The sequence below is a fragment of the Streptomyces sp. WZ-12 genome (genome assembly GCF_028898845.1).
Lineage (GTDB): Bacteria > Actinomycetota > Actinomycetes > Streptomycetales > Streptomycetaceae > Streptomyces.
On the sequence record NZ_CP118574.1, the window covers coordinates 7885717 to 7905985 of the forward strand.

The 20269-nt window shown below is 69.7% G+C and carries 17 protein-coding genes and 3 pseudogenes; 12 read left to right on the forward strand and 8 right to left on the reverse strand.

Annotated features, from left to right (window positions below; translation table 11 throughout):
* Window positions 1-128: 128 nt before the first annotated feature.
* The 7 genes and pseudogenes from PV796_RS34500 to PV796_RS34530 all read left to right on the forward strand — a co-directional run.
* Window positions 129-401: pseudogene (locus tag PV796_RS34500) on the forward strand (asparagine synthase (glutamine-hydrolyzing)); the annotation flags it as partial.
* 260 nt (window positions 402-661) lie between these two features.
* Window positions 662-1753, forward strand: a complete 1092-nt coding sequence (locus tag PV796_RS34505) for an asparagine synthetase B family protein (RefSeq protein ID WP_274917669.1) — start codon at window positions 662-664, stop codon at window positions 1751-1753.
* A gap of 73 nt (window positions 1754-1826) precedes the next feature.
* A complete protein-coding gene (locus PV796_RS34510; protein ID WP_274917670.1) occupies window positions 1827-2627 on the forward strand; it encodes a phytanoyl-CoA dioxygenase family protein in 801 nt (266 codons plus the stop codon).
* On the forward strand, window positions 2624-4144 hold the full coding sequence (locus tag PV796_RS34515; RefSeq protein WP_274917671.1) for an AMP-binding protein: 1521 nt from the start codon (window positions 2624-2626) through the stop codon (window positions 4142-4144). Before PV796_RS34510 ends, PV796_RS34515 begins: the two co-directional genes overlap by 4 nt.
* A gap of 501 nt (window positions 4145-4645) precedes the next feature.
* Window positions 4646-5044, forward strand: coding sequence for a hypothetical protein (locus PV796_RS34520; RefSeq protein ID WP_274917672.1), 399 nt, complete (start codon window positions 4646-4648; stop codon window positions 5042-5044).
* A gap of 1041 nt (window positions 5045-6085) precedes the next feature.
* A complete protein-coding gene (locus tag PV796_RS34525; protein WP_274917673.1) occupies window positions 6086-7693 on the forward strand; it encodes a multicopper oxidase family protein in 1608 nt (535 codons plus the stop codon).
* Between the two features lie 331 nt (window positions 7694-8024).
* Window positions 8025-8322, forward strand: a pseudogene (locus PV796_RS34530) (IS5/IS1182 family transposase); the annotation flags it as partial.
* 67 nt (window positions 8323-8389) lie between these two features.
* Here PV796_RS34530 and PV796_RS34535 read toward each other — a convergent pair.
* From PV796_RS34535 to PV796_RS42470, 3 genes and pseudogenes are all read right to left on the reverse strand, one after another.
* Window positions 8390-8824 carry a hypothetical protein gene (locus PV796_RS34535; protein WP_274917674.1) on the reverse strand — a complete coding sequence of 145 codons (435 nt, stop codon included), beginning with the start codon at window positions 8822-8824 and terminating at the stop codon, window positions 8390-8392.
* A 979-nt stretch (window positions 8825-9803) separates the two neighbouring features.
* Complete coding sequence (locus tag PV796_RS34540) at window positions 9804-10181, reverse strand: hypothetical protein (RefSeq protein WP_274917675.1); 378 nt, start codon at window positions 10179-10181, stop codon at window positions 9804-9806.
* A 300-nt stretch (window positions 10182-10481) separates the two neighbouring features.
* Window positions 10482-10610 (reverse strand): annotated as a pseudogene (locus PV796_RS42470) (IS5/IS1182 family transposase); the annotation flags it as partial.
* Window positions 10611-11480: 870 nt separating this feature from the next.
* Here PV796_RS42470 and PV796_RS34550 point away from each other — a divergent pair.
* Together PV796_RS34550 and PV796_RS34555 are read left to right on the forward strand one after the other, a co-directional pair.
* Window positions 11481-11921, forward strand: a complete 441-nt coding sequence (locus PV796_RS34550) for a hypothetical protein (protein ID WP_274917677.1) — start codon at window positions 11481-11483, stop codon at window positions 11919-11921.
* Window positions 11922-11990: 69 nt separating this feature from the next.
* Window positions 11991-13022, forward strand: a complete 1032-nt coding sequence (locus PV796_RS34555; RefSeq protein ID WP_274917678.1) for a serine/threonine dehydratase — start codon at window positions 11991-11993, stop codon at window positions 13020-13022.
* A 51-nt stretch (window positions 13023-13073) separates the two neighbouring features.
* Here the strand turns inward: PV796_RS34555 and PV796_RS34560 are convergent, their stop codons facing one another.
* Complete coding sequence (locus PV796_RS34560; RefSeq protein WP_274917679.1) at window positions 13074-13430, reverse strand: Ig domain-containing protein; 357 nt, start codon at window positions 13428-13430, stop codon at window positions 13074-13076.
* 352 nt (window positions 13431-13782) lie between these two features.
* Window positions 13783-13938 carry a DUF6131 family protein gene (locus PV796_RS34565; protein WP_274917680.1) on the reverse strand — a complete coding sequence of 52 codons (156 nt, stop codon included), beginning with the start codon at window positions 13936-13938 and terminating at the stop codon, window positions 13783-13785.
* Between the two features lie 266 nt (window positions 13939-14204).
* Here PV796_RS34565 and PV796_RS34570 point away from each other — a divergent pair, with 266 nt between their 5' ends.
* From PV796_RS34570 to PV796_RS34580, 3 genes are all read left to right on the forward strand, one after another.
* Entirely contained in the window at window positions 14205-14882 is a 678-nt protein-coding gene (locus PV796_RS34570; RefSeq protein WP_274917681.1) for a DNA polymerase ligase N-terminal domain-containing protein, read from the forward strand.
* A 339-nt stretch (window positions 14883-15221) separates the two neighbouring features.
* On the forward strand, window positions 15222-16241 hold the full coding sequence (locus PV796_RS34575; RefSeq protein WP_274919351.1) for an AI-2E family transporter: 1020 nt from the start codon (window positions 15222-15224) through the stop codon (window positions 16239-16241).
* A 142-nt stretch (window positions 16242-16383) separates the two neighbouring features.
* Window positions 16384-17088 (forward strand): hypothetical protein, encoded by a 705-nt coding sequence (locus PV796_RS34580; protein ID WP_274917682.1) that lies wholly within the window; start codon window positions 16384-16386, stop codon window positions 17086-17088.
* 197 nt (window positions 17089-17285) lie between these two features.
* Here the strand turns inward: PV796_RS34580 and PV796_RS34585 are convergent, their stop codons facing one another.
* From PV796_RS34585 to PV796_RS34595, 3 genes are all read right to left on the reverse strand, one after another.
* Window positions 17286-18482 (reverse strand): DUF2306 domain-containing protein, encoded by a 1197-nt coding sequence (locus tag PV796_RS34585; RefSeq protein WP_274917683.1) that lies wholly within the window; start codon window positions 18480-18482, stop codon window positions 17286-17288.
* Window positions 18483-18648: 166 nt separating this feature from the next.
* Entirely contained in the window at window positions 18649-19179 is a 531-nt protein-coding gene (locus tag PV796_RS34590) for a PadR family transcriptional regulator (protein WP_274917684.1), read from the reverse strand.
* An 87-nt stretch (window positions 19180-19266) separates the two neighbouring features.
* The gene (locus PV796_RS34595) at window positions 19267-20238 is read right to left on the reverse strand and encodes a DMT family transporter (RefSeq protein WP_274917685.1); all 972 of its coding nucleotides are present in this window, start codon (window positions 20236-20238) and stop codon (window positions 19267-19269) included.
* Window positions 20239-20269 lie beyond the last annotated feature (31 nt).

Genomic DNA, 20269 nt, shown 5'->3' on the forward strand with positions numbered 1-20269 from the left:
TCGCGCCGGACGGCGACCTCGATCGCACGGTCACGGCGACCATGCACTCCCGGCTCACCCACCGCGGCCCCGACGAGACCTACTCGCTGAGCACCCCCGTGCTGACGGCGAAACTCGCCCGCCTCGGCATGACCGCGGTCAAGGACGGCTGGCAGCCCGCCGAGGACAGCGGCGGGCGGTTCGTCGCCGTCACCAACGGCGAGATCTACAACGCCGACGAGCTGCGCAGCCGACTCGGCCTGGCACGGACCGCCAACCGCGTCGACGTGGCGGTCATCCCCGAGCTGTTCGCACGCTACGGACCCGCCGGACTCGGCCTGATCGACGGGCAGTTCGCCACCGCGATCCACGATCGCGCCGAGAGCACGCTCCACTTGGGCAGGGACCGCTTCGGCGTCAGCCCGCTCTACTACACCGAGGTGGACAGGCAAGTGCACTTCTGCTCGGAACTCGGCCCCTTGGTGCGGTCGGTGCCGGGTACCTGGCGGCTGGACCTCGGCGCCGTCGACCAGTACCTCCAGCTCGGCAACATCGTCGCGCCTCGCACCTTGGTGCGCGACGTCCGTGCCGTGCCGCCCGGGACCGTGGTGCGGTTCGGCGGCCGCGGACCGGAGACGGTCCGCTACTGGCGGTACGGCGAGTTCGTGACGGACGGGCCCCGGTGGCCGCGGAGGAGATCCGGCACGGGGTCCGGCGGGCGGTCCGCGACCGTCTGCGCGGGGACGTCGAGATCGGGGCCTGCCTCAGTGGCGGTTTCGATTCCTCCACGCTGGTCCTGGAGGCCGCCGCGGCCGTGGAGCAGCCGCTGCGCACGTACTCCGTGGTGTTCGGCGACGCCCTGCTGGACGAACACCGCTTCCAGCGTGAGGTGGCTGATGCCGTGGGCAGCGAGCACCATGAGATCTCCTGTCTCCAGGAGGACATCGCCGCCGAGTTCGAGCAGATGGTGCGCCGCTGTTGTTATCCGCAGCGCGAGACCTACAACGTGGCGGCCCTGATGCTGTCGCGTGCGGTCCGGCTGAGCGGGCTCAAGGGCGTGCTGTCGGGGGAGGGGGCCGACGAGCTGTTCTTCGGCTACGACTCGTATGCGTTCGACGGGCTCGGCCACACGCGCCGCGAGAGCCGTGCGGAGAACGAGCGCGCGTGGGGCCGGGCCGACTTCTCCTGGGAAGTCGATTGGCGGCAGGTGGACCGCCGGCGGTCGGACGGCCTGGCCCCGGAAAGCCTCGAAGCGCTTGCCGGTCAGGAGTTCTGGAGAGACAGGCTGATTCCGTTCTCCGACGCCGAAGCCGCAGCGCTCACGCCGATGCAGCTCCGCTCGGTGGTCGATACCTCCGTGCAACTGGGGAGCCATCTGCTCGGCGACCACGGCGACGCGATGCTGATGGCGAATTCCGTGGAGGGCCGGTACCCGTTCCTCGGCAATCCCGTGGTCGACTTGGCGCTGCGCGTCGGCGACGACGAGAAGGTCGCCGATTTCGAGGGAAAGGCATGCCTCAAATCGGCATACGCCGGCATCGTCCCGGAAACCGTGCTGCGACGCGCGAAGCAGGGGTTCACCGCGCACGGCCTGTCCGCGCTCGCAGACGACCACCTCATGACCGAGTGGCGCGACCTGGTCGCGGCCAGCGGTGTCTTCCGCAAGGACGCGCTCGAACGGATCGCGGCCCACGGCGCCGAGGGCAAATGGGACACGCGGTTGAGCCTGATCAGCATCAGCATGGTGATCGACGAACTGGGACTGAAGATGTGATGTCGCGGCGGTGCCCACGCCCACCTAACGCTTTTCATCGCCCTACAGAACAAGGCAGAGAGGCCATCGAGTTATGCTCACCGAAAGCCAGATAGCGGAATACCGTTCCGAAGGGTTCCTGCTCCTCGACGGCGTCTTCGATGCCGACGATATCGCCGCGCTGCGGCGTGAGGTGGCCGATCTCTACGCGACCGAGCACCCCGGGCGGATCTTCGAGGAGGACGGCACCACGGTGCGGGGCATCCACGGCTGCCACACCACGGGAGCGCTGTTCTCCAGGCTGGTGCGGCTGCCCGAACTGCTTTCCGCGGCGCAGGAACTGCTGGAAAGCAAGGTGCATGTCTTCCAGTGCAAGGTCAACGCGAAGCAGGCGCTCCGCGGCGAAGTGTGGCAATGGCACCAGGACTACAGCGTCTGGGGGGCCAAGGACGGGATGCCGGAGCCGCGGGCGGTCAATGTCGCGGTGCTCCTGGACGACGCGACCGAGCACAACGGCCCGCTGTTGGTCGTGCCCGGTTCGCATCGAAACGACGCGATAGCCCCATGGCGTCCCGAGCCCGAGGGCGCGTCGCAGTGGGAGGCCGACCTGTCGGCGAAGCTGGAATTCGCCCTGGACGCCGAGCAGATGGCCGAGGTGACCGCGGAGTCGGAGATCCGCTCCATCGTCGGACGCGCCGGGAGCCTGCTGTTCTTCCACCCCTGCATCGCGCACGGCTCCGGCGCGAACATGTCGCCGACCGACCGGACCATGGCGTTCGTCAGCTACAACAGCGTCGACAACGAACTGCGCGAAGTGCCCAACCCGCGCCCGGAGTTCGTGGCATCGCGCGACTACCGGCCGCTGGAACTCGTCGACGGGGGGCTGACCGCATGAGCGAGCTCGACGGTTCACTGATCCGGATGCTGATCGACGCCCTCGCCCGGCACCGCGACGCGGTGGCGGTCGTCGACAACGGCATCTCCCACACCTACGCCGAACTCGACGACGTGTCGGCCGAGATCGCCGGCGGCCTCGCCGCACACGGCATCGGGCCCGGTGACGTGGTCGACGTGCACGCGACACGTTCGTGGTCCCGTTGCGCGGCGGTGCTGGGGGTGTGGCGCGTCGGAGCCGGCGTGCTGTCCATCGACCCGACCATGCCGCCCACCTGGACCGGCAAACTGGTGAGCAGCGCCGACTGCGCCATGATCCTGCGGGCCGACGAGTGCGCACCGATCGAATCGGGGGTCGCGCAACACACCTTCCGGTCGATTCGGGGAACGCGGCGGGACGAGATCGCGACCGGACCGGTCTGCTACGTCATCCCCACCTCCGGGTCCACGGGCGAACCCAAGGCCGTCGCGGTGCCACCGGTGGTCCTGGCGGATCTGGGGAACTGGCACGTCCAGCGCTGGAGCCACGACCGGCCCCCGAACACCCTGCACATGTCGTCCATCGGTTTCGACATGGTGTACGAGGACACGGTGGCGACCTGGCTCGCCGGTGCGACCCTGATCGTGGTGAACGACCAGGACCGGCTGGACCCCTTCACCTTGCTCGACATCATTCGCGAGCACGACGCCGCCCGGCTCTTCCAGCCGGTGGTCGGATTGCACGGACTGGCCGCCGCCGCGTGTGCCGCGGGCGAGAAGACCCCGAGTCTGCGGGAGATCTCGGTGGCCGGCGAACAGTTGGTGATCAACGACGAGGTGCGGCAGTTCTGCGCCGACGGTGGCCTCACGCTGGTGAATCAGTACGGGCCGAGCGAAACCCATGTGGTCACTCAGTACCGGCTGACGGGCGACGTCACCAACTGGCCCGACCGGCCGCCCATCGGCACTGCGGTCGTCGACGCGGAGCTGCTCTGCCATGTGGACGGGCGGCTGCGCCCGTTCGCACCGGGCGAGACCCGGGAGCTGGTCATCGCCGGGAATTGCGTCGGGATCGGGTACGCCGGTGACGGCGCGCTCACCGCGCAGCGATTCCGGGAGGTCGCACATCAAGACGGCGGCATGCGGCGCTGCTACTTCAGCGGAGACCTGGTCACGTTCGACGGTGTCGAGTTCCACTTCGTCTCCAGGCTCGACGACCAGCTCAAGGTGAACGGCTACCGGGTCGAGCCGGGTGAGGTGGAGTCCGTGATCGCCGGCGTCGCCGGTGTCCGTCGAGCCGCGGTCGTCGGGGTCAAGGTGGCCGCCTCCACGCAACTCGCGGCGTTCTACACCCTCGTGACCGGCGCGGAGGTCGACCAGGACGACCTGCTCAGTGCGTGCGCCGCCCGTCTGCCCCGGTTCATGGTCCCCAGGCACTTCACCGCGCTGGACGCACTCCCCTCGACGCGGAACGGAAAGATCGACCGGGCGAAGCTCCGGGAGTCGTTCCACGAGCCTTCGGTGAGCCGTGCCGGCTGAAGCCGCCGGACAGTCATATCCGCCCGTACCGCCGGTTGTTGAGGCGCCCCGAGCCGGTGCCGGAGCGGGAACCGCTGCCGCCGACACCGGCCCCGCCGAACAAGAACTCCGCGGTGTACCGCTTCATATACGTGCTTCCCGCCTGGTGCTGCTTCCTCTGGCGGAACCCCACGTCCCAGCCCCCAGGTGCCCACAATCAAGGAGAAGCCTCAATCACGCACCAACTCGATAGCGTTGTTGCAGCTCGCGATTCGACATAGCCGATAAGGCGCGCGGCAATGTCGATGAACGGGGGAAGCGGTCGTCCTCGCGCTCGTAGTAGCGGGCGCAATGGATAGTCAGCAGACGCAGAACTCATCACGGTTGGTCCGGGAGTTTTTCCATGCCTTCGTTCTGGGGCGTGGAGTCGGACCCGCGAACGGGTGAATCGCGGACTACGGCCTGAGATTAAGGGCATGAACGCAAGGTCGTATCAAGCACACACCGGAGATAAACATGCGTATGCGCACTGCTTTCGCCGCTGCACTCCTGTGCTCGGCCGCCCTCCTCGGTTCCGCCGGCGTCGCCGCCGCCGACGAGCATGCGGAAGACCTGATGGGCGTCGGCAACCAGACCATGCAAAACGTGAACACCGATGATTCTCCTCGCTGGAACTTCGGTGAGAGCAGCAAGGCGGACGGCTCGGAGCACGGTAAGAAGGACGAGTCGGAGCACGGCAAGGCGGACGGTTCAGAGCACGGTAAGAAGGACGACTCGGGTAAGGCGGACGGCTCGGAGCACGGTAAGAAGGACGGCTCGGGTAAGGCGGACGGTTCGGAGCACGGGAAGAAGGACGGCTCGGAGCACGGCGGCAATCACGGAAAGGAAGACGACTCGGAGACCGTTCCGGACGAAGTCTAATAAAGCATCCACGACCTCGCCCCAACTTTCAGCGCTCACGCTGAAGGAGGGGCGGGGTTTTTCATGCCAACATTCAGGAGGCGCAGACAAGTACGAGGTCTTACGAGGTCTTAGGGCTTGTCTCACGCGGTGACCATGGCCAGTCCCCTGAAGTAGCTCAGTGCCGCTGGGAGGCCGAGGAATCCCAGAATCGTGTGCCGTTCCGCTCGTGTTGGACGGCAAGGCGGCGGCAATGAAGAGCCAGGAGATCGACCGCTTGATCTTCCAGTGATGCCGGCCCGGGCGCTCGTTGGTCTCGATGCCGGGACGTGCGACGCGTGAGGACGATGCCGCGTTCGCCCCGCCAGGAGATCGCGTCAACGCATCACGTCCCATACGGCGAGCACGAACTGCCGGCCCGTCACCCAGGCATGTCCGGTGGATGCCGCGGCGCCGTCCCGGCTCCCGGACAGTGCGGTCGGCGGGTCCGGTGCTGGTCCGCTGGTCCGCCCGTCGAGCGCCGCCGCTCTCCGCGGCGCTCCTCCCCGAGGCCGGGACGACGCTGGCGTTCGGCGTCAGTCCCACGGCCGGACACGCCGGTCACGAGACACCGACAGCCGGTACGGACCGCGAGCCCTCACCGGGGCCGCGGCACGGATGGTGCATCACGGCATGACGACACGCCAAGATGTGTCTGACCATGACGGCATGACGGTGCGCCAGGAAGCCGGCTGGTCGGTCGCGGACACCGACGACCGCGCTATGAACCCTTCCTCGGTCTGTACGGCCGTGCGCTCCTTCTGGAGGCCGGCCCCCCTCCTCCTCTTCGGCGCCGGCCTGTACTCCGCCCGACGGGAGTACGGCTCGGTGGTCGTCCGCCCCGCCCGCCGGCCGGCCGGACGGTGGTCGATACGTCCGCCGCCGCGCCAGAAACTCCTCGCCCGACTGTCGGTGCTGCGCGTGGAGGAACGCGCCCCGCCGCCGAGACCCCAGGGAGCACACGCAGCGCCCCCTCGCCGACCACACATCACACCGACACACTCGCCACGAGGTGCTTTTCCTATGCGCACGCATTCCAGACGCGCCCTGCTCGGCGCGGGTATCGCCGCCGCCGGCAGCGGACTGCTGGCCACTGGGGCCACCGCCCTGGACACCATGAACGGCAGGCACCGCCCCTACGGCACGCCGCACCCGTCTGACTCCTCACCAGAACCCCACGGCCACGGCCACAACGCTCCGTCCCGCTACGTCTCCCCCGACGGACCTGAGGTCATCAGAACGGAGAGGCGCCGGGGCGCGGGCCCCGTACGCCGCTTCACGATGACCGCCAGCCAGGCCCAGTTCGACTTCGGCGGCCAGATCGTCGACACCTGGGCCTACAGCGACCGGCTGCCGGGCAGGGAGATCCGGGTCAACGCGGGCGACAAGGTCGCCGTGAGCTTCCACAACCGCCTCCCGCAGTCCACCACCATCCACTGGCACGGGGTACATATCCGCAACGACATGGACGGTGTCCCCGACGTCACCCAGCGCACCGTGAAGGCCGGCCACTCCTTCGACTACAACTTCGCGGTCACCACGCCCGGGACGCATTGGCTGCACCCGCACGTCGGCGTCCAACTCGACCGCGGACTGTACGCGCCGTTGATCATCGAGGACCCGCGCGAGCCCCTCTCGTACGACCACGAGTGGGTCGTCCTGATCGATGACTGGCTCGACGGGGTCGACGGACTGACACCGGACGCGGTGCTGGCCGAGCTGAACAAGAACAAGCCCGGCGGGGCCAGCGGCCACGGCATGCACAGGAGCGGCAGTCAGGCGGCGGCCGCCTTCGCGTCCCGGATGCGGGGACACACCAGGCACCTGATGTCCGACGACCCCTCAGACAGCGTGGGACATCCCTTCCACCTGATCAACGGTCGGGTGGCCAGAGACCGGGAGACCTTCCGCGCCAAACCCGGCGACCGCATCCGGATCCGGATCATCAACGCGGCCGCCGACACCGCCTACCGCGTCGCGCTCGGCGGTCACAACATGACCGTGACGCACACCGACGGCTATCCGGTGAAGCACAAGACGACGGACAGCCTGCTCATCGCGATGGGCGAGCGCTTTGACGTCCTGGTCACCGCGAAGGACGGCGTCTTCCCGTTCACCGCGCTCTCCGCGGGCAGCAACAACAAGACCGCACAGGCCCTCCTGCGGACCGGAAACGGTGAGGCGCCCAACGAGAAGATCCGCCCGACGGAGCTCAGGAGCGGGGGGCTGAGCGCGGGCAAGTTCAAGGCCGCGGCATCGGTACGGCTCTCGGACAGGAAGCCGGACCGCATCATCAAGATGGACCTCACCGGCACGATGAAGGACTGGGACTGGGCGATCAACTCACGGCCGTACACGGATTCACAGCGGTATCCCGTACGGGAAGGGGAGCGGGTACGGATCACCTTCCACAACAAGACGACGATGTGGCACCCGATGCACCTGCACGGACACACCTTCGCGTTGGCCAACGGCGGCCCCCGCAAGGACACCACGATCGTCCTGCCGGAAAAGAAGGTATCCATCGACTTCAACGCCAACAATCCCGGCCTGTGGATGCTGCACTGCCACAACCTCTACCACTCGGAGTCGGGGATGATGACTGTCATGGGCTACAAGTCCAAGAGATGACTCCCGCCACCCCCGCAAGGGGGTGGCTCCCCAACTCGCCTCCCCTGCGGCCCGGCAGGCGCGCGGACCGTACACGCTCAGCGTCAGCCGGGTACGCGACGAGCCCGAACTCGCCCTCACCCGGGCGGAGTTGTGATCCGTGAGGTACGCGACTCCCGCCCGCGGTGCAGGCACACGCCCGCCCGGGAGGTGGTGCGCGTGCTGGGTTCCCGCTCGGCACCGCGCACAGTCCGTCGTGGTGCATGCAGGGTGGACCAGGTGCACGGCACGGTCATGATCTCTGCCCGTCTGCCGCAGCTTGTCGAGCTGCTCGCAGCGGTCGGCCATGTGGTTGGTCAGCGGTTGTGCCTGGCTCACGTCGCCGCCCTGCCCCGGAATCTCCAAGTCGACTGCCGCCGCCGGCTCCTGATCCGGTCGCGGGCCGGGATGTGGGGCCGTCTGCACGAGGCGGCCCGCATCGGCTTCACGCTGCAGGCCTGATCGACCTGACCCGCGTGATGCTGGATTCCGCGCACGTCAGGGGCGGAAAAAGGGGCGAACACCACGGCGAACTCGCGCCGCTGGCCGGGCTTCCCCGAGGAACCCGGCCAGCGGCCTTTCATTCCGACTGCGGGTCGAACGGACTCCCGCGGCCTGGCCCGGATGGGGCCGATAGCGTCCCGGCCCTGGTTGGGGCACGGACACCGGGCCCCGGAGTCACTCCCGGTCGTCCCCGCCTACCGCGTGCACCGGGCCTTCCCCGCCTTCCCGGCCTTCCGCGCCTCCGTTACCCTCCTTGCCTTCGTTACCTTCCTTGCCTCCACGGCCTTCCTTGCCCTCCGAGCCTCTGCCCCCGCCCTCGTCGGCTCCCTTGAAGACGAAGCTGTTGTCACAGCCCACGGACGAGCCCACCTTGGTGCTCTGTGCACCCGGGGCGCCCTCGCCGCCGAGCGCGTTGCCCAGCAGGCCGTTGAGGATCCCGACCTCGCCGAGGACATCGACGTTCGCGTCGTGCGACCGGCACTGGGAGCTTTGCCTGACATCGAACTCGGTACCGCCCCTACCGCCGTCGGCGTAGGTGGTGCCGGCGCCGAGGAAGCCAACACTGCCGAGGACGACGGCCACGACGGCGGTCTTCTGAAGCTTGCGCATTTCGTCTCCGGTGGTCGAATGGATGCAATCCGTGATAATGCGACTGCGTACAGCTACGAGAGGCTAATGCGAATATGCCACTGATGCGCGGCAACGCGCCGGATCGCGGCCGCTGTGAACGAGCGGCGGACTCTGTCCGCGAGCCGTCCCGCAACCTGGGCAAGTCAGGGCATCGACCGGCCGCAGTCGGCGCAGGTGGTCCCCTCTCCATGACCCTGCCTGGAGCTGGCGAAAGTCCCGGCCACGGCATCCCTGGAGGCCGGACGCACTCCTTGCCCGCCGGGATGGGCAAGCGCCACGAAGCCCCTGGCGGTACGGGTGACCTTGGTCGTGAACCCGTCTACCAGGAGCTTCTTCACGCCGTATAGAAAGCCAACGCCCCTATGCGGCCTGTGGGTTGATCAAAATCAATGACCCTTCGTCAAGATGCCCTGAAAGACTGACGGTTCCTGTCCTTCGGTGCGCTCTTGACGGCCTTCTCTCACTCATCTGGCGTTCGTGGTGGTCGAGAAGGCTATGAGTGCGACGACGCGGCGGTGCCTGCGGCCGGGTCGGCCGACCCTCCCGCCCCGCCAAGTTGGCCCGTTACAGCCGAATGATGTTGTTGCACCCTGCGGAAGAGCCGATCCTGATGGGCCGCCAGTCCCGCCGGTCGTCACTTCTGTGTGCGTGGCCCGCCCACCCGTCGAATGCTCGGAACCTGCCGAGTACGTCGACGTTGTCCTCGAACGTCCTGCATGAGGTGCTCTGGCGGATGATGACTTTGCGTTCGTGCGAATTACCGTGGTGATGCCCGCCGCGCGACTGTTGCCGATGAGTGTTTTTGTGGCTTGGCTGCGGGCGGTTGTAACTGCTGCCCGTCCCGCTATCGGCGTAGGCGGTGCTGGCGCCGAGGAGGCCGACGCTTCCGAGGACGGCTACGACGACGGCGGCGTGGTGAAGTTTGCGCATGTCATCTCCGAGGAGCGATGGGATGCGATCAGTAATTGTTCGGTTTGGTGCGATTACTGGAGGTTAATGTAAAACGTGATGCGTCCACTAAGTGGCGCGCCGAATGATGCGCGTGTCGAAAATCGGTGCCGCCTACCGTCTTTGGCTGTGGAGCCGACCGTTGAACGCTCAGCATGAACGGTTCGCAGGCAGGGGTGGCCGCTCGTTGGGCAAATGAGATGGCCGGCCGACAACGACCGCGGAGGGCGAGAGCCAGTTGGTCGGGGATCTTCTCGGTGTACCGCTCGGTGAAGGTCCTGCCGCCCGAGGAGTTCTCGGTCCCGTTCGACTTGATGACCTGTCTGGTGGCGACGGCCTGCGGGCATTTCAGGTGTGCCATCAACACCTGCGTGACGGCGAGCACCACGTTCTTCTCCTGCTCGTCGACACGACCTTAAGTCAGATAAGTCAGAAGAATATGCACTTCGTGTGCGGTCCTCCGTTCGCGCGGCTCGCTTTCCGGTGTCCCGGTCGATCATTCGCCTTCGCGGTTGTTCCGTCTGCCCTGACGGAGGTAGTCCGCGGTGGGGGTAATTGCCTCCACCGTCACGAATCGACTTCCCGGCATGGTTCCTGCCGAGGGGGAAGCTGTGGCGGCGTGAATCGCTGAGCCTCGGGCTGGATAAATCAGCCAATAGTCCCATCATGGAGATCTTTGGGGGTTGTCTCATTTGGTGAGTCCGCGATGGCAGATGAGGCTGCGGGCGATGGCGGTGAAGGCGAGGAAATGTTCGGCCTTGCGCTCGTAGTGGCGGTGCGGGCGGCGGCAGCCGGCGAGCAAGGACGGTTGGCGTTCGCCGTCGGGCCCACTCCGTCGCGCTGGCCGTTCGCGATCTGCAGTACCGCCTCGGCGAGTTCCTCCGGCGACCGGCCGTCGCCCGCGTCGAGGCGGTCAAGGCCGAGCCGGTGTACGTCGGCGAGCATCAGTGACTGGTAACGCTCCGTGCGGGCCAGGAACTTGTCCATCAGGTGCCGCTCGTCGGCCGTCGCGGACGGGTAGCGTCCCGCGCTGTGCACGCGGGTGCGGATGACGGACTGATCCGCGGTGAGCCACACGGCCGCCGTGTGTGGCACCGACAGTTCGGCGACCCAGGCGGGCCACAGTGCGGAGCCTTCCAAGACCAGTCCCGGCTCCGTCTCCTCCCCGGTTGCGCGGGCCGTGACCAGTTCCTCGATGCGGGGCCAGAGGCGTGCGTAGTGATCGAGGACCGAGGTGATCAACTCGGCCACCGGGAGCGAGGTGTAGTGCTCGGCGACGTGGGCGGGAACGGGTCGTTCCGGCGTTCGCCAGGGCCGGCCCGGATGCCTGGCCAGTCGATCCGTCGACAGGCACGTGAACCCCAGCCGTCCTGCGACGACTTGCGCCACGGTCGACTTGCCGACGTTCGACGTCCCCCCGATGAGGACCACCCGCACCTCACGCATGCCAACGACCCTAGACCACGGCCTCGGAAGCAGGAGAGGGGGAAGAGGTACCGAAAGTGCGTTCCGAGCGGCCTCCGCTCTGCCCCGCAACCCCACGCGGGGCACGCCTGCTTTCGATCATCCTGGCCGGCTGGTGGTGTGGTGGGGGTTCGGGGGACTCGTAGCGGTTGGAGCGCTCTGGATCGAGGAGGGGTGAACGTCAGTCAAGGCGACCACTGTCGTCGCGTACGTCGTGGGTATCTTGGTGCGGCAGGAAGGCATCTCCGTCCCGACCGTCGTCGGATCCTCCGGGCAGCTCTTGGTCACGCAAATCCTGGGAGTGCCGCTCGTTGCCCTGCTTCTGCACGGCATCGACCGGGGCGGTGCCTTCGCCGAGGGGGTCGGCCTGCGCCACGCGGGACGCCGCAACGTCGCGCTGTGCGTCGCGTTCGCCGCCCTCGCCGTTGTGTTGACGACCGTGGTCCACCTTGTGTGGGACCGACCGGCGGCGGTGTCGCTGGCCCGCAACCAGTTAGGCAGCAGTCACACACACTCACACCATGTCCCTGCGAGGCGGAAGTCCAGTCTGATGCTCAGGCTGGGTCTTGCCTTTCTGGACCGGCTGTTGGTGTTCGGTGAGGTTGGTCAGAGCTCGGCGCTGCGTAGGGTGGGGGCGGACAGGCAGATGGACAGACATCGGTGAGTGGCCCAACGTTGAGTAGGGGCCGGGTGCTTGCCGGGGCGCGATGTGCGGGGCGTTGGAGGAAGGGCCATGAGGGAGTATCTGGAGTACGGCGATGTGACGGCTGCGGCGGGGCGGATCGCCGGGCAGGTGCGGCCGTTGGCGGTCGCGCCGTTCGATGTGGCGCCGTCGGGCGGTTCCGGGGCCGTGTGGTTGGGGTTGGAACACCTGCAGTTCACCGGGTCGTTCAAGGCGCGCGGGGCGCGGAACTTCATCGAGGCGCACCGCGCGGACGGGTCACTGCCGGACGCCGGCGTCACCATCGCCTCCGGTGGCAATGCCGGGCTTGCCTGTGCCTGGGCCGCGCAGCAACAGGGCGTTCCGGCAACCATCTTCCTGCCCGAGACCGCGCCCGAGGTGAAGGTGGCGCGGCTGGGTGCGTACGGGGCCGATGTGCGGTTGGTGGGGGAGGAGTACGCGGAAGCCCTGGCGGCCTGCCGGGAGTTCGTCGCCGAGACCGGTGCGCTCGCCTCGCACGCCTACGACAACCCGCTGATCGCCGCCGGCGCCGGAACGGTGCTGGAGGAGTTCCGAGCCCGGGTGCCCGACCTGGACACCGTCGTCGTCGCGGTCGGTGGTGGCGGGCTGTTCGCGGGTGTGGCGGCCGCCGCCCGGCACCACGGCATCCGCGTCATCGCCGCTGAGCCGGAGCGGTGCCGCGCGTTGAACGCGGCCGTGCGGGCCGGGCATCCGGTCGATGTCACGGTGGATTCGGTGGCCGCGGACTCCCTGGGCGCCCGGCGGGCCTCCGCGCTCGCCCTGCACGCCGCCCAGCAGGACGGCGTCTGTTGCGTGACCGTGCCGGACTCCGAGATCGTCGGTGCCCGCCGGATGCTGTGGGTCGAACACCGCCTCGCCGTCGAACACGCCGCGGCCACCGCGCTGGCCGCCTACCGTGCCTGGCAGACGGGCCGGCACGGTGAGACGGGTGTGGGTGCGGCTTCGGATGACTGGCCGCCGCGTGGGGGCGGGGTGCCTGGGGGATCGGGGACGACCGGCATCGTGCTGTGCGGAGCCAACACCGATCTTTGGACGTTGAGCGATGAGGTGGAGAAGGGGTGAACTGAGGCCGTCGGCAGGGCCGTTGGTGCTGTTGGTGGCCGGGGCGGTCGCTCAGTGGTTGACCGTGATCTCGATGTGGGCCGGGCGAGCGCCGGGTGCGGTGACGGTGAAGGTCGCGGTGCCGGCGGCGTCGCCGGCGATCAGTCGGGGGGTCTCCGCGTATCCCTGAGGGTCGGTCAGGACCGTCACGGTGGGCTCGCCGCTCCCGCCGTCCTCGAACAGGGCCTGCTGGCTCATCGAGTCCCAGGCGAAGGTGACCGGGACTTCCGCCACCGGCTTCTGGTTCTGACTGTCGACGACCCGGGCCTTGAGCGGGTGGGGGAAGGTCTGGTGGTGACCGGCGTGCTGCTCGGTTCCGCCGGCGGGCTGGATGGTGTACGTCCGGCCGTGGCCCGCTTCCGCGCTCATACCGCCTCCTGATCGGGTCCGGGCGCCTCGCTGTGCGGTGCCGGGGTGTCTGTGGGGTGTCGCCGTGTGCCGGTGATGCTAAGCCGGTGCCTGGGCCCACCCGCGCAGGAACGAGCCGTTTCGGGGTGTTTCCCGCGGCAGGGACACTTGGGACTTGGGGAACTTGAGCCCGGAGGCGGGGACATGCCCCGGGGGTAGCGGCAGGGGAGGGCCGCGACGACGGGTAGCTCAGGCGGCTGTTGCGTGCGCGCGTCGCCGCGCGCGCTCAGGCGCCGGGCGCGGCCGTGCGCGCGGGTAGCGAGAAGGCCGGGCTGTGCCGCCAGGACAACCAGTGCGGTCCGTCGGGTCGCTGCTACCAGTAGTGCCGTCGTCCGCCGACCGCATGCCCCACCGTGCCGAGCAGCCAGAGGACGGCTCCGATGACGGCGAGGATGATGCCGATGGTCCACAGCACGGAGATGCCGGTGACCAGGCCGATGATGAGCAGAATAATTCCGAGAACGACCACGATGCGCTCCGAGCTCGTTCCGATGCTTGTCTTGCTTCCTACGTGCTTCCCTTTCACTGTGTGCCTCGGGTGGCGTATCGGCAACCAAACGGGAGTGGGTGCGGTGTCGCGGCCGGTCGGTCCGGTGCGTCCGCGCATGCGGCCGGTGCTGCGGCGGGCCAGAGTGAGGGGGAGGGCCGGGGCGGGGGCGGCGGATACCGGGAAGCCCGTCACCAGCCTCGAAGCCAACAACCGATCCTCCTCGCCATGGAAGGCAGGTGGGCGACGTGGCCGGAGACGGACGTGGACGTGAACGCGCGGCGCGCGGCGCGCAGTCATCGGGCGGCGGGCAACGGAACGGCGGTCCCAGTGACCCCGGCAAGGTCAGTGAGGCCGGTGGGGGCGCCGCCGAGCCGCACTTCGTCGTCCAGATCCACGACGCCAGCACCCTGCACTTCGACTTCCGGCTGGAGGTCGACGGCGTGCTGAAGTCCTGGTCCGTCCCCAAGGGCCCGTCCACCGATCCGCACGACAAGCGGCTGGCCATGCCCACCGAGGACCACCCGCTGGAATACCGGGAGTTCGAGGGCGTCATCCCGGAGGGCGAGTACGGCGCGGGGACCGTGATCGTCTGGGACGAGGGCAGTTACCACCCGCTGCGGCACCCGCGGAAGGCAGGCTCCCGGAGCCGGTCCCGCTCCCGGTCCTTCCGGGAGTCGCTCGACGACGGTCACATCGCCTTCTGGCTGGACGGCAGCAAGTTGCACGGCGGCTATGCGCTCACCCGGTTCCGGGGTGGTCGGGGCTCCGGTGAACGGGAGTCCTGGCTGCTGGTGAAGGAGAACGACGACCGCGCCGAGGGGCGCGGCACCCCCGATGCCCGGCGGGCCCGTTCCGTGCTCAGCGGCCGCACCCTGCGCCAAGTGGCCGCCGACGACGCCCCGGAGCGGCGGGGCGACGGCTGACGGCCGGCGCGGTCCGGGCGCCGCCGCACGGCCGCGAGGAGCAGCGCAGCCGGGACCCTGGGAGCCTTTGGAGCCGCCCGCCATCGGGTGCCTTTGAGCGAATACCGGCCGGTCGCGTTCGGTGAGCGCCGGGCGGTGATACCGGTCCCTTCAGCGCCGGCGGCACGGCCGGCGCGGAGGCCCGCGGGCGGGAGGAGGTGGCGGCGCAGCGTGCCGAACCCACCCCGTCCGGCCCGCCGGTCCCCAGACCGCGCGGCCGCCGCGCAGCGCCCCGTCCCGCGCCGGCGACGCTGGCGGACCGGCCGGACGCCGCGCCTTCGGCCGCGCGAGGCGGTCGCCGTGCCCCGCCCGCTGCGGGTCGCCGCCGCCTACGGGTGGCGGCTGCTGGTCGTGGGGGCCGCCGTCTACGTGGTGTTCATCGTGTTGGGGCGCTTCCACCTCGTCACCCTGGCGGTGTTCCTCGGCCTGGTGCTCACCGCCCTGCTCGGGCCGCTCACCGATCTGCTGGACCGGTGGCTGCCGCGTTCCGCGGCCGTCACCGCCGCACTGCTGATCGCGATCGTGGTGCTGTTCGGAGTGCTGAGCCTGCTCGGGGCCGACGTGGCCACGGCCTGGCCCGGGTTGCGGCAGGTGTTCGCGGGCGGGGTGAGCAGGATCGAGCGGTGGCTCGAAGGGCCGCCGTTCCACCTCAGGCACGGGACCCTCGCCCACGTCCAGACGTGGATCTCCCGCTTCGTTTCCAGCAACCGCACCAGCCTGATCAACACCGCGGTGAGCGGCGTGGGGCGCCTGGCGGAGGCCCTGACCGTGGCGGTGCTGGCGGTGTTCTGCTCGATCTTCTTCCTGCACTCCGGCAGCCGGATGTGGCGGTGGTTCGGCGGCCAACTGCCGGAGCGCGGGCGTCGCCCGGTGCGTACGGCCGGTCGCGCGGCGTGGACGACCTTCACCGGCTACACCCGGGGCATCGTGCTGATCGCGGCGACCAACGCGGTTCTCGTCGGGCTGGCGCTGTTCGCCTTGGGCGTGCCGCTGGTCCTGCCGCTGGCGGTGTTGGAGTTCTTCGCCGCGTTCGTCCCGTTGATCGGCTCGCCGGTGGCCCTGGCGGTGGCCGCGGTGGTGGCCCTCGCCGCGCAGGGGCCGCTGGTGGCGCTGCTCGTCATCCTGCTGATCGTGGTCATCGGCCAACTCGAAGGGCATGTGCTGCACCCCCTGGTGATGAGTCGCGCGGTGAGCCTGCACCCGGTGGTGGTGGCGCTGGCGGTGGTCTGCGGGGGCGTTACGGCCGGGGTGCTCGGGGCGGTGGTCGCGGTACCGCTGGTGTCGGTGGTGTGGTCGGTGTACGGGGCGCTGCGCAGTTAGGGCCTCGTCTGCTGGGTGGGAGCCGGCGTGGCGGCGCGTCGTCGGGCGGTGCGTCATCGTCAATTCCGGTTCCTGAGAAGGAAGTTGCCCCAGACGGTGTACCGGCTGGCCGGCCGACCGTCGCGCGCCTATGCTGCCCGCCATGGTGAGTGCGGCGGAGCAGCGGCAGGCGCTGGTGGATGCGGTGCGGGTTGCGCTGGAGCGGGACTGCCCCGGTTCGCGGACGTTGCTGCTGGGGTCGTTGGCGGCGGGTACCGCGGACGACTTCAGCGACATCGACGTGGAATGGGTCGTCCCGGACGGGGAGTTCGCCGCGTGCCTGGCGCGGGTGGAGGGCGTACTGGGGCGGGTGCGGCCGGTGGCCGAGGTGCGCTACGACCCCGACCTCCGCCACTCCGACCGGCGCCGCCTGGTGTGCGTCCGCTTCGCCCGGCTGCCGTTGTTCTGGCGGCTCGACCTCTCCGTACGTGCCGAGTCCGTCGCGGACGAGACCGACTACGACCGGGGCAACCCGGCGGCGCGGGCCCGTGAGGGCGAGTGGTCGCGGCCGGCCAGCGCCCTGGCCAACTCCGTCGGCGCGGTCAAGGCCCTGGCCAGGCACCGCTTCGACGAGGCCCGCGGCCTGCTCGACCGCGGCTTCGCCCGCATCGGCGTGCCCTACGAAGCGGGCGGCGACCCGAACGTCCGCAAGGGCGGGGGCGCGGCGGCCGCCGTGGGCGAGGGCTGGGTCGCGGACATCGGGCGCCTGGCCCAGGCAGCGGCGGACCAGGAGCCGCGGTTGCGGCCATTGGCCGACGAGGTCGTGCGCCTGGCGGAGGAGCACGGGTCCGGGTTCACCGGCGGCTGACCGAGCCGGGGCTCGCCCGCCCTGATGCGGATGCCGGTGATGCGGAAGCCGGTCCGTCACGGGCTCGCCCGCCTGGTTGTGGGCGTCAGCCAGTCCAGGCGGATGTGCTTGAAGCCGATCTCATCGAGCCGACGTACTTCGACGAAACGGTCGGCCGACTACGCCAACGCGGCCATGACGTAGCGTCATCGGGGCGATCACCGGGCCGGGGCGCCCTGCGCCGGTGCCGGATCGGGTGCCGGCCGCGGGGCGGTGGTGGCCCGCTGCTCCCGCTTGAGCGCCGCGCGTCCGCGCACCACCCGCAGGCTGACCACCGTCGTCGCCTCGAAGGCCAACATCCCGCAGCCGATGGCGAGGCCCGCGTCCCAGGCGGTGCCCCGGTCCAGTCCGCCGTAGCGCTCCAACAGCAGCCCCGCGCCGACCGAGAGGACGGGCGCCAGGCACAGGCCGACCAGGTGCAGTCGCCACTCCTCGCGGGCCCAACTCCGGCCGTTGCGGCCCGCGCGCCGTTGGCCGAGGAACATGACGGCGTAGCTCGCGGCGAAGGGGAGCAGATAGGCCGCGAGCAGGCGGTGGCCGGTCGGGCCCCGGCCCAGGTAGGACGCGATGATCCAGGCGAGGGCCGGTGCGCCGGCCGCATGGGCCGCGATGAGCACGGGCGCGGGTACCCATGTGCCGCGCACACCGGGGAGCCGGTCGCGGGAGTCCAACGCGCGGGAGGCGAGCAGCGCCCCGAAGACGACGACCGATCCGAGGTGCATGACGGCGACGCGGTTGATGTCGGCCATGGACAGGCCGGGCAGCAGCGCGGGGAGTGCGCTCCATTCGAGGCGCAGCAGCGGCGCCGTCATCAGGTAGGCGTAGCACAGCAGTAGCCAACGCTGGTGCAGTTCGGGGTAGTTGGTGACGGCGGCGAGGATGCCGAACGTGGTGCTGGCGACCGTGCCGACCAGGATCGTGGCGAGCACGATCCAGAACGCCGGGCCGCTGAAGGCATCGGCCGGCGCGGTCCGGGCGAGGTAGACCGCGGCGCCCGCCATCGAGGCGTAGACGGTCAGCGCGAACACCACGCCCACGGCGCGGTGCAGTCGCCTGCGCCGTCGTAGTGCGGAGAGCAGTTGGACCGGTCCGAGCAGCATCAACAGGCCACCCAGCACCGTATGGAGGATCATCGGGGTGAGGCTGCGGGCGTAGGGTCCGATGCGGGTGGCCAGGGCGTCGGCGACATAGCGCGGCGACACCGCCCGTCCCAGTAGCCATTCACCGAGTGCGGGGGCGCCGCGGTGCGCGTACGGCCACAGTTCGGTCATCGCGATCGGGGCGTATCCCACGCAGACGAGGACCACGGTGATGGTGGCCGCGCGGCGCCAAGTGGCCCTACCCGTACGGTTCATGGCGGCTCCCTGGATCGCGGCCCCGGCCCGGTCCGGCCGCCGTCCGGCTGGATCGGTGAGCTGCCTGACGGACGACTGCGACCTGCGCTGGATAGTCCTCACTGGACTGTTGAGAAGGTAGGGGTGATCCTTGGCGCGGTCAATGGTCGTGCGGCAGGGGCGGGGATCATTCGCCCCGTTGTTCCACCCACTGCCAGAAGTCGATCGTCATCCGCTCGTACCGAATGCCGAACTCCAGTGCCTCGCGTTGTCCGCGGGTCAGCAAGTCCCCGAGGGTTTCCGCGAGTTCCTCGTACTCGGCGAGCGTCCGGCGATGTTCGGCGATCTGCGTGGGAGAGTGGACCTCGGGGAGGCCGCCGAACCACAGCTTCAGGACGCCGCGCTCGCGGGCCTCGACGGGCGCGACGGTCGAGTCGGCCAACCACTCCTCCAGCGCCGCCTTCCCGGCCGAAGTCAGCCTCAGCAGGCGGCGGTTGCGCCCGCCCGACTGCCGGGACTCCGACAGCAGGCCCGCCTCGACCAGCCGGTCGCACTGCGCGTAGACCTGCGCGTGCGGCATCGACCAGAACGGGGCCACCGTGCGGGCGGCCTCGACCTTCACGTCGTACGGACTGGCCTCGCCCAACTGGTCGACGAAGCCGAGCACGAGGAAGGACGGCGTGGTCAGGCGGGGCGCAGGGTCGGAGGAATCAGTCATGTCGTGACCGTATCGCGAGGCGGGGGCCGGGCGTTGTGTCCGACGGGGCGGTGGACAACTGCCCACGTACCGGTCCGTGCCCCGCCGTCAGGTGCGCCGCCTCCGCGGCGGCCGGCTGCTGTGCCAGACGGTGACGATCACCAGCGCGCAGCCCAATGCCTGGGTGACGGTCGGGCGTTCGCCGATCGCGACGCCGAGCCCGAACGCCATCACCGGCTGCAACAGCAACAGCGCGGCACCGACGTTCGGCGCCAGCTTCGGCAACGCGGCGGTGATCAGGAGCCAGGCAACCACCTGCCCGACGACGGCGAGGGTGATCAGCCAACCCCACGCCGGCCAGCCCGGGTTGAGGTCGATGCCGGTCCACAGGCCGCCCAACACCGCGGCCGTGCCGGCGGCCGCCGCGGTGGAGACGCACACCGGGGTGACGGTGTGCGCCCGCCCGCCGCCCAGTCGCATCAGGAACAGGTATCCCGCGTACGCCACCCCGGCCGCCGTTCCGAACGTCACCCCGGCCACCGGATCGCTGCCCGGCTGGGGGTTGCCGATCGCCCCGCTCGCCAGCGCCACCCCGGCCAGCATCAGCGGGATCAGCAGCACGAACCGCCGGGTCAGCCGCGTCCCGGACACCAGCCGGGCGAGCAGCGGGAAGACCACCACCTGGACGTTGAGCAGCACGGTGGAGACCGAGGCGCCCACGGTGAGCACGCTGGCCGCCCAGAACACCATGTCGATGCCGAGCAGCACCCCGGCGCCGAGGTCCATCACCTGGTAGCGCCACGGCCGGGCGCCGACCCGCCGCACCTCCCGCCAGGCGAGCGGGACCAGCAGGAACAGTGCCAACGCGCAGCGGAGGAACGCCGCCGTGCCCGCGTTCGTCCCGGAGAGTTTCATCAGGACGGCCGAGGCGGAGATGCACGCCGATCCCGCGAGGGCCAGCAGGAGGGGGTTGCCCGTGCGGGCGAGCGGCGAGGGCCGGTCGGAAGCGCCGGCGGAGGGTCGTGCCCGCACGTCCGACGCGGTCTCTCCCGAAGCCAACGGCTCGTCTCGGTACGTCATGGAGCCCACTGTGCCCGGCCGGACCGTAAAC

What these genes read in the sequence shown, in the direction of transcription:
- PV796_RS34510 (WP_274917670.1), top strand. Translation starts at nt 1,827, where the DNA reads ATGCTCACCGAAAGCCAGATAGCGGAATACCGTTCCGAAGGGTTCCTG.
- PV796_RS34515 (WP_274917671.1), top strand. Translation starts at nt 2,624, where the DNA reads ATGAGCGAGCTCGACGGTTCACTGATCCGGATGCTGATCGACGCCCTC.
- PV796_RS34520 (WP_274917672.1), top strand. Translation starts at nt 4,646, where the DNA reads ATGCGCACTGCTTTCGCCGCTGCACTCCTGTGCTCGGCCGCCCTCCTC.
- PV796_RS34525 (WP_274917673.1), top strand. Translation starts at nt 6,086, where the DNA reads ATGCGCACGCATTCCAGACGCGCCCTGCTCGGCGCGGGTATCGCCGCC.
- PV796_RS34535 (WP_274917674.1), bottom strand. Translation starts at nt 8,824, where the DNA reads ATGCGCAAGCTTCAGAAGACCGCCGTCGTGGCCGTCGTCCTCGGCAGT.
- PV796_RS34555 (WP_274917678.1), top strand. Translation starts at nt 11,991, where the DNA reads ATGAGGGAGTATCTGGAGTACGGCGATGTGACGGCTGCGGCGGGGCGG.
- PV796_RS34560 (WP_274917679.1), bottom strand. Translation starts at nt 13,430, where the DNA reads ATGAGCGCGGAAGCGGGCCACGGCCGGACGTACACCATCCAGCCCGCC.
- PV796_RS34580 (WP_274917682.1), top strand. Translation starts at nt 16,384, where the DNA reads ATGGTGAGTGCGGCGGAGCAGCGGCAGGCGCTGGTGGATGCGGTGCGG.
- PV796_RS34585 (WP_274917683.1), bottom strand. Translation starts at nt 18,482, where the DNA reads ATGAACCGTACGGGTAGGGCCACTTGGCGCCGCGCGGCCACCATCACC.
- PV796_RS34590 (WP_274917684.1), bottom strand. Translation starts at nt 19,179, where the DNA reads ATGACTGATTCCTCCGACCCTGCGCCCCGCCTGACCACGCCGTCCTTC.
- PV796_RS34595 (WP_274917685.1), bottom strand. Translation starts at nt 20,238, where the DNA reads ATGACGTACCGAGACGAGCCGTTGGCTTCGGGAGAGACCGCGTCGGAC.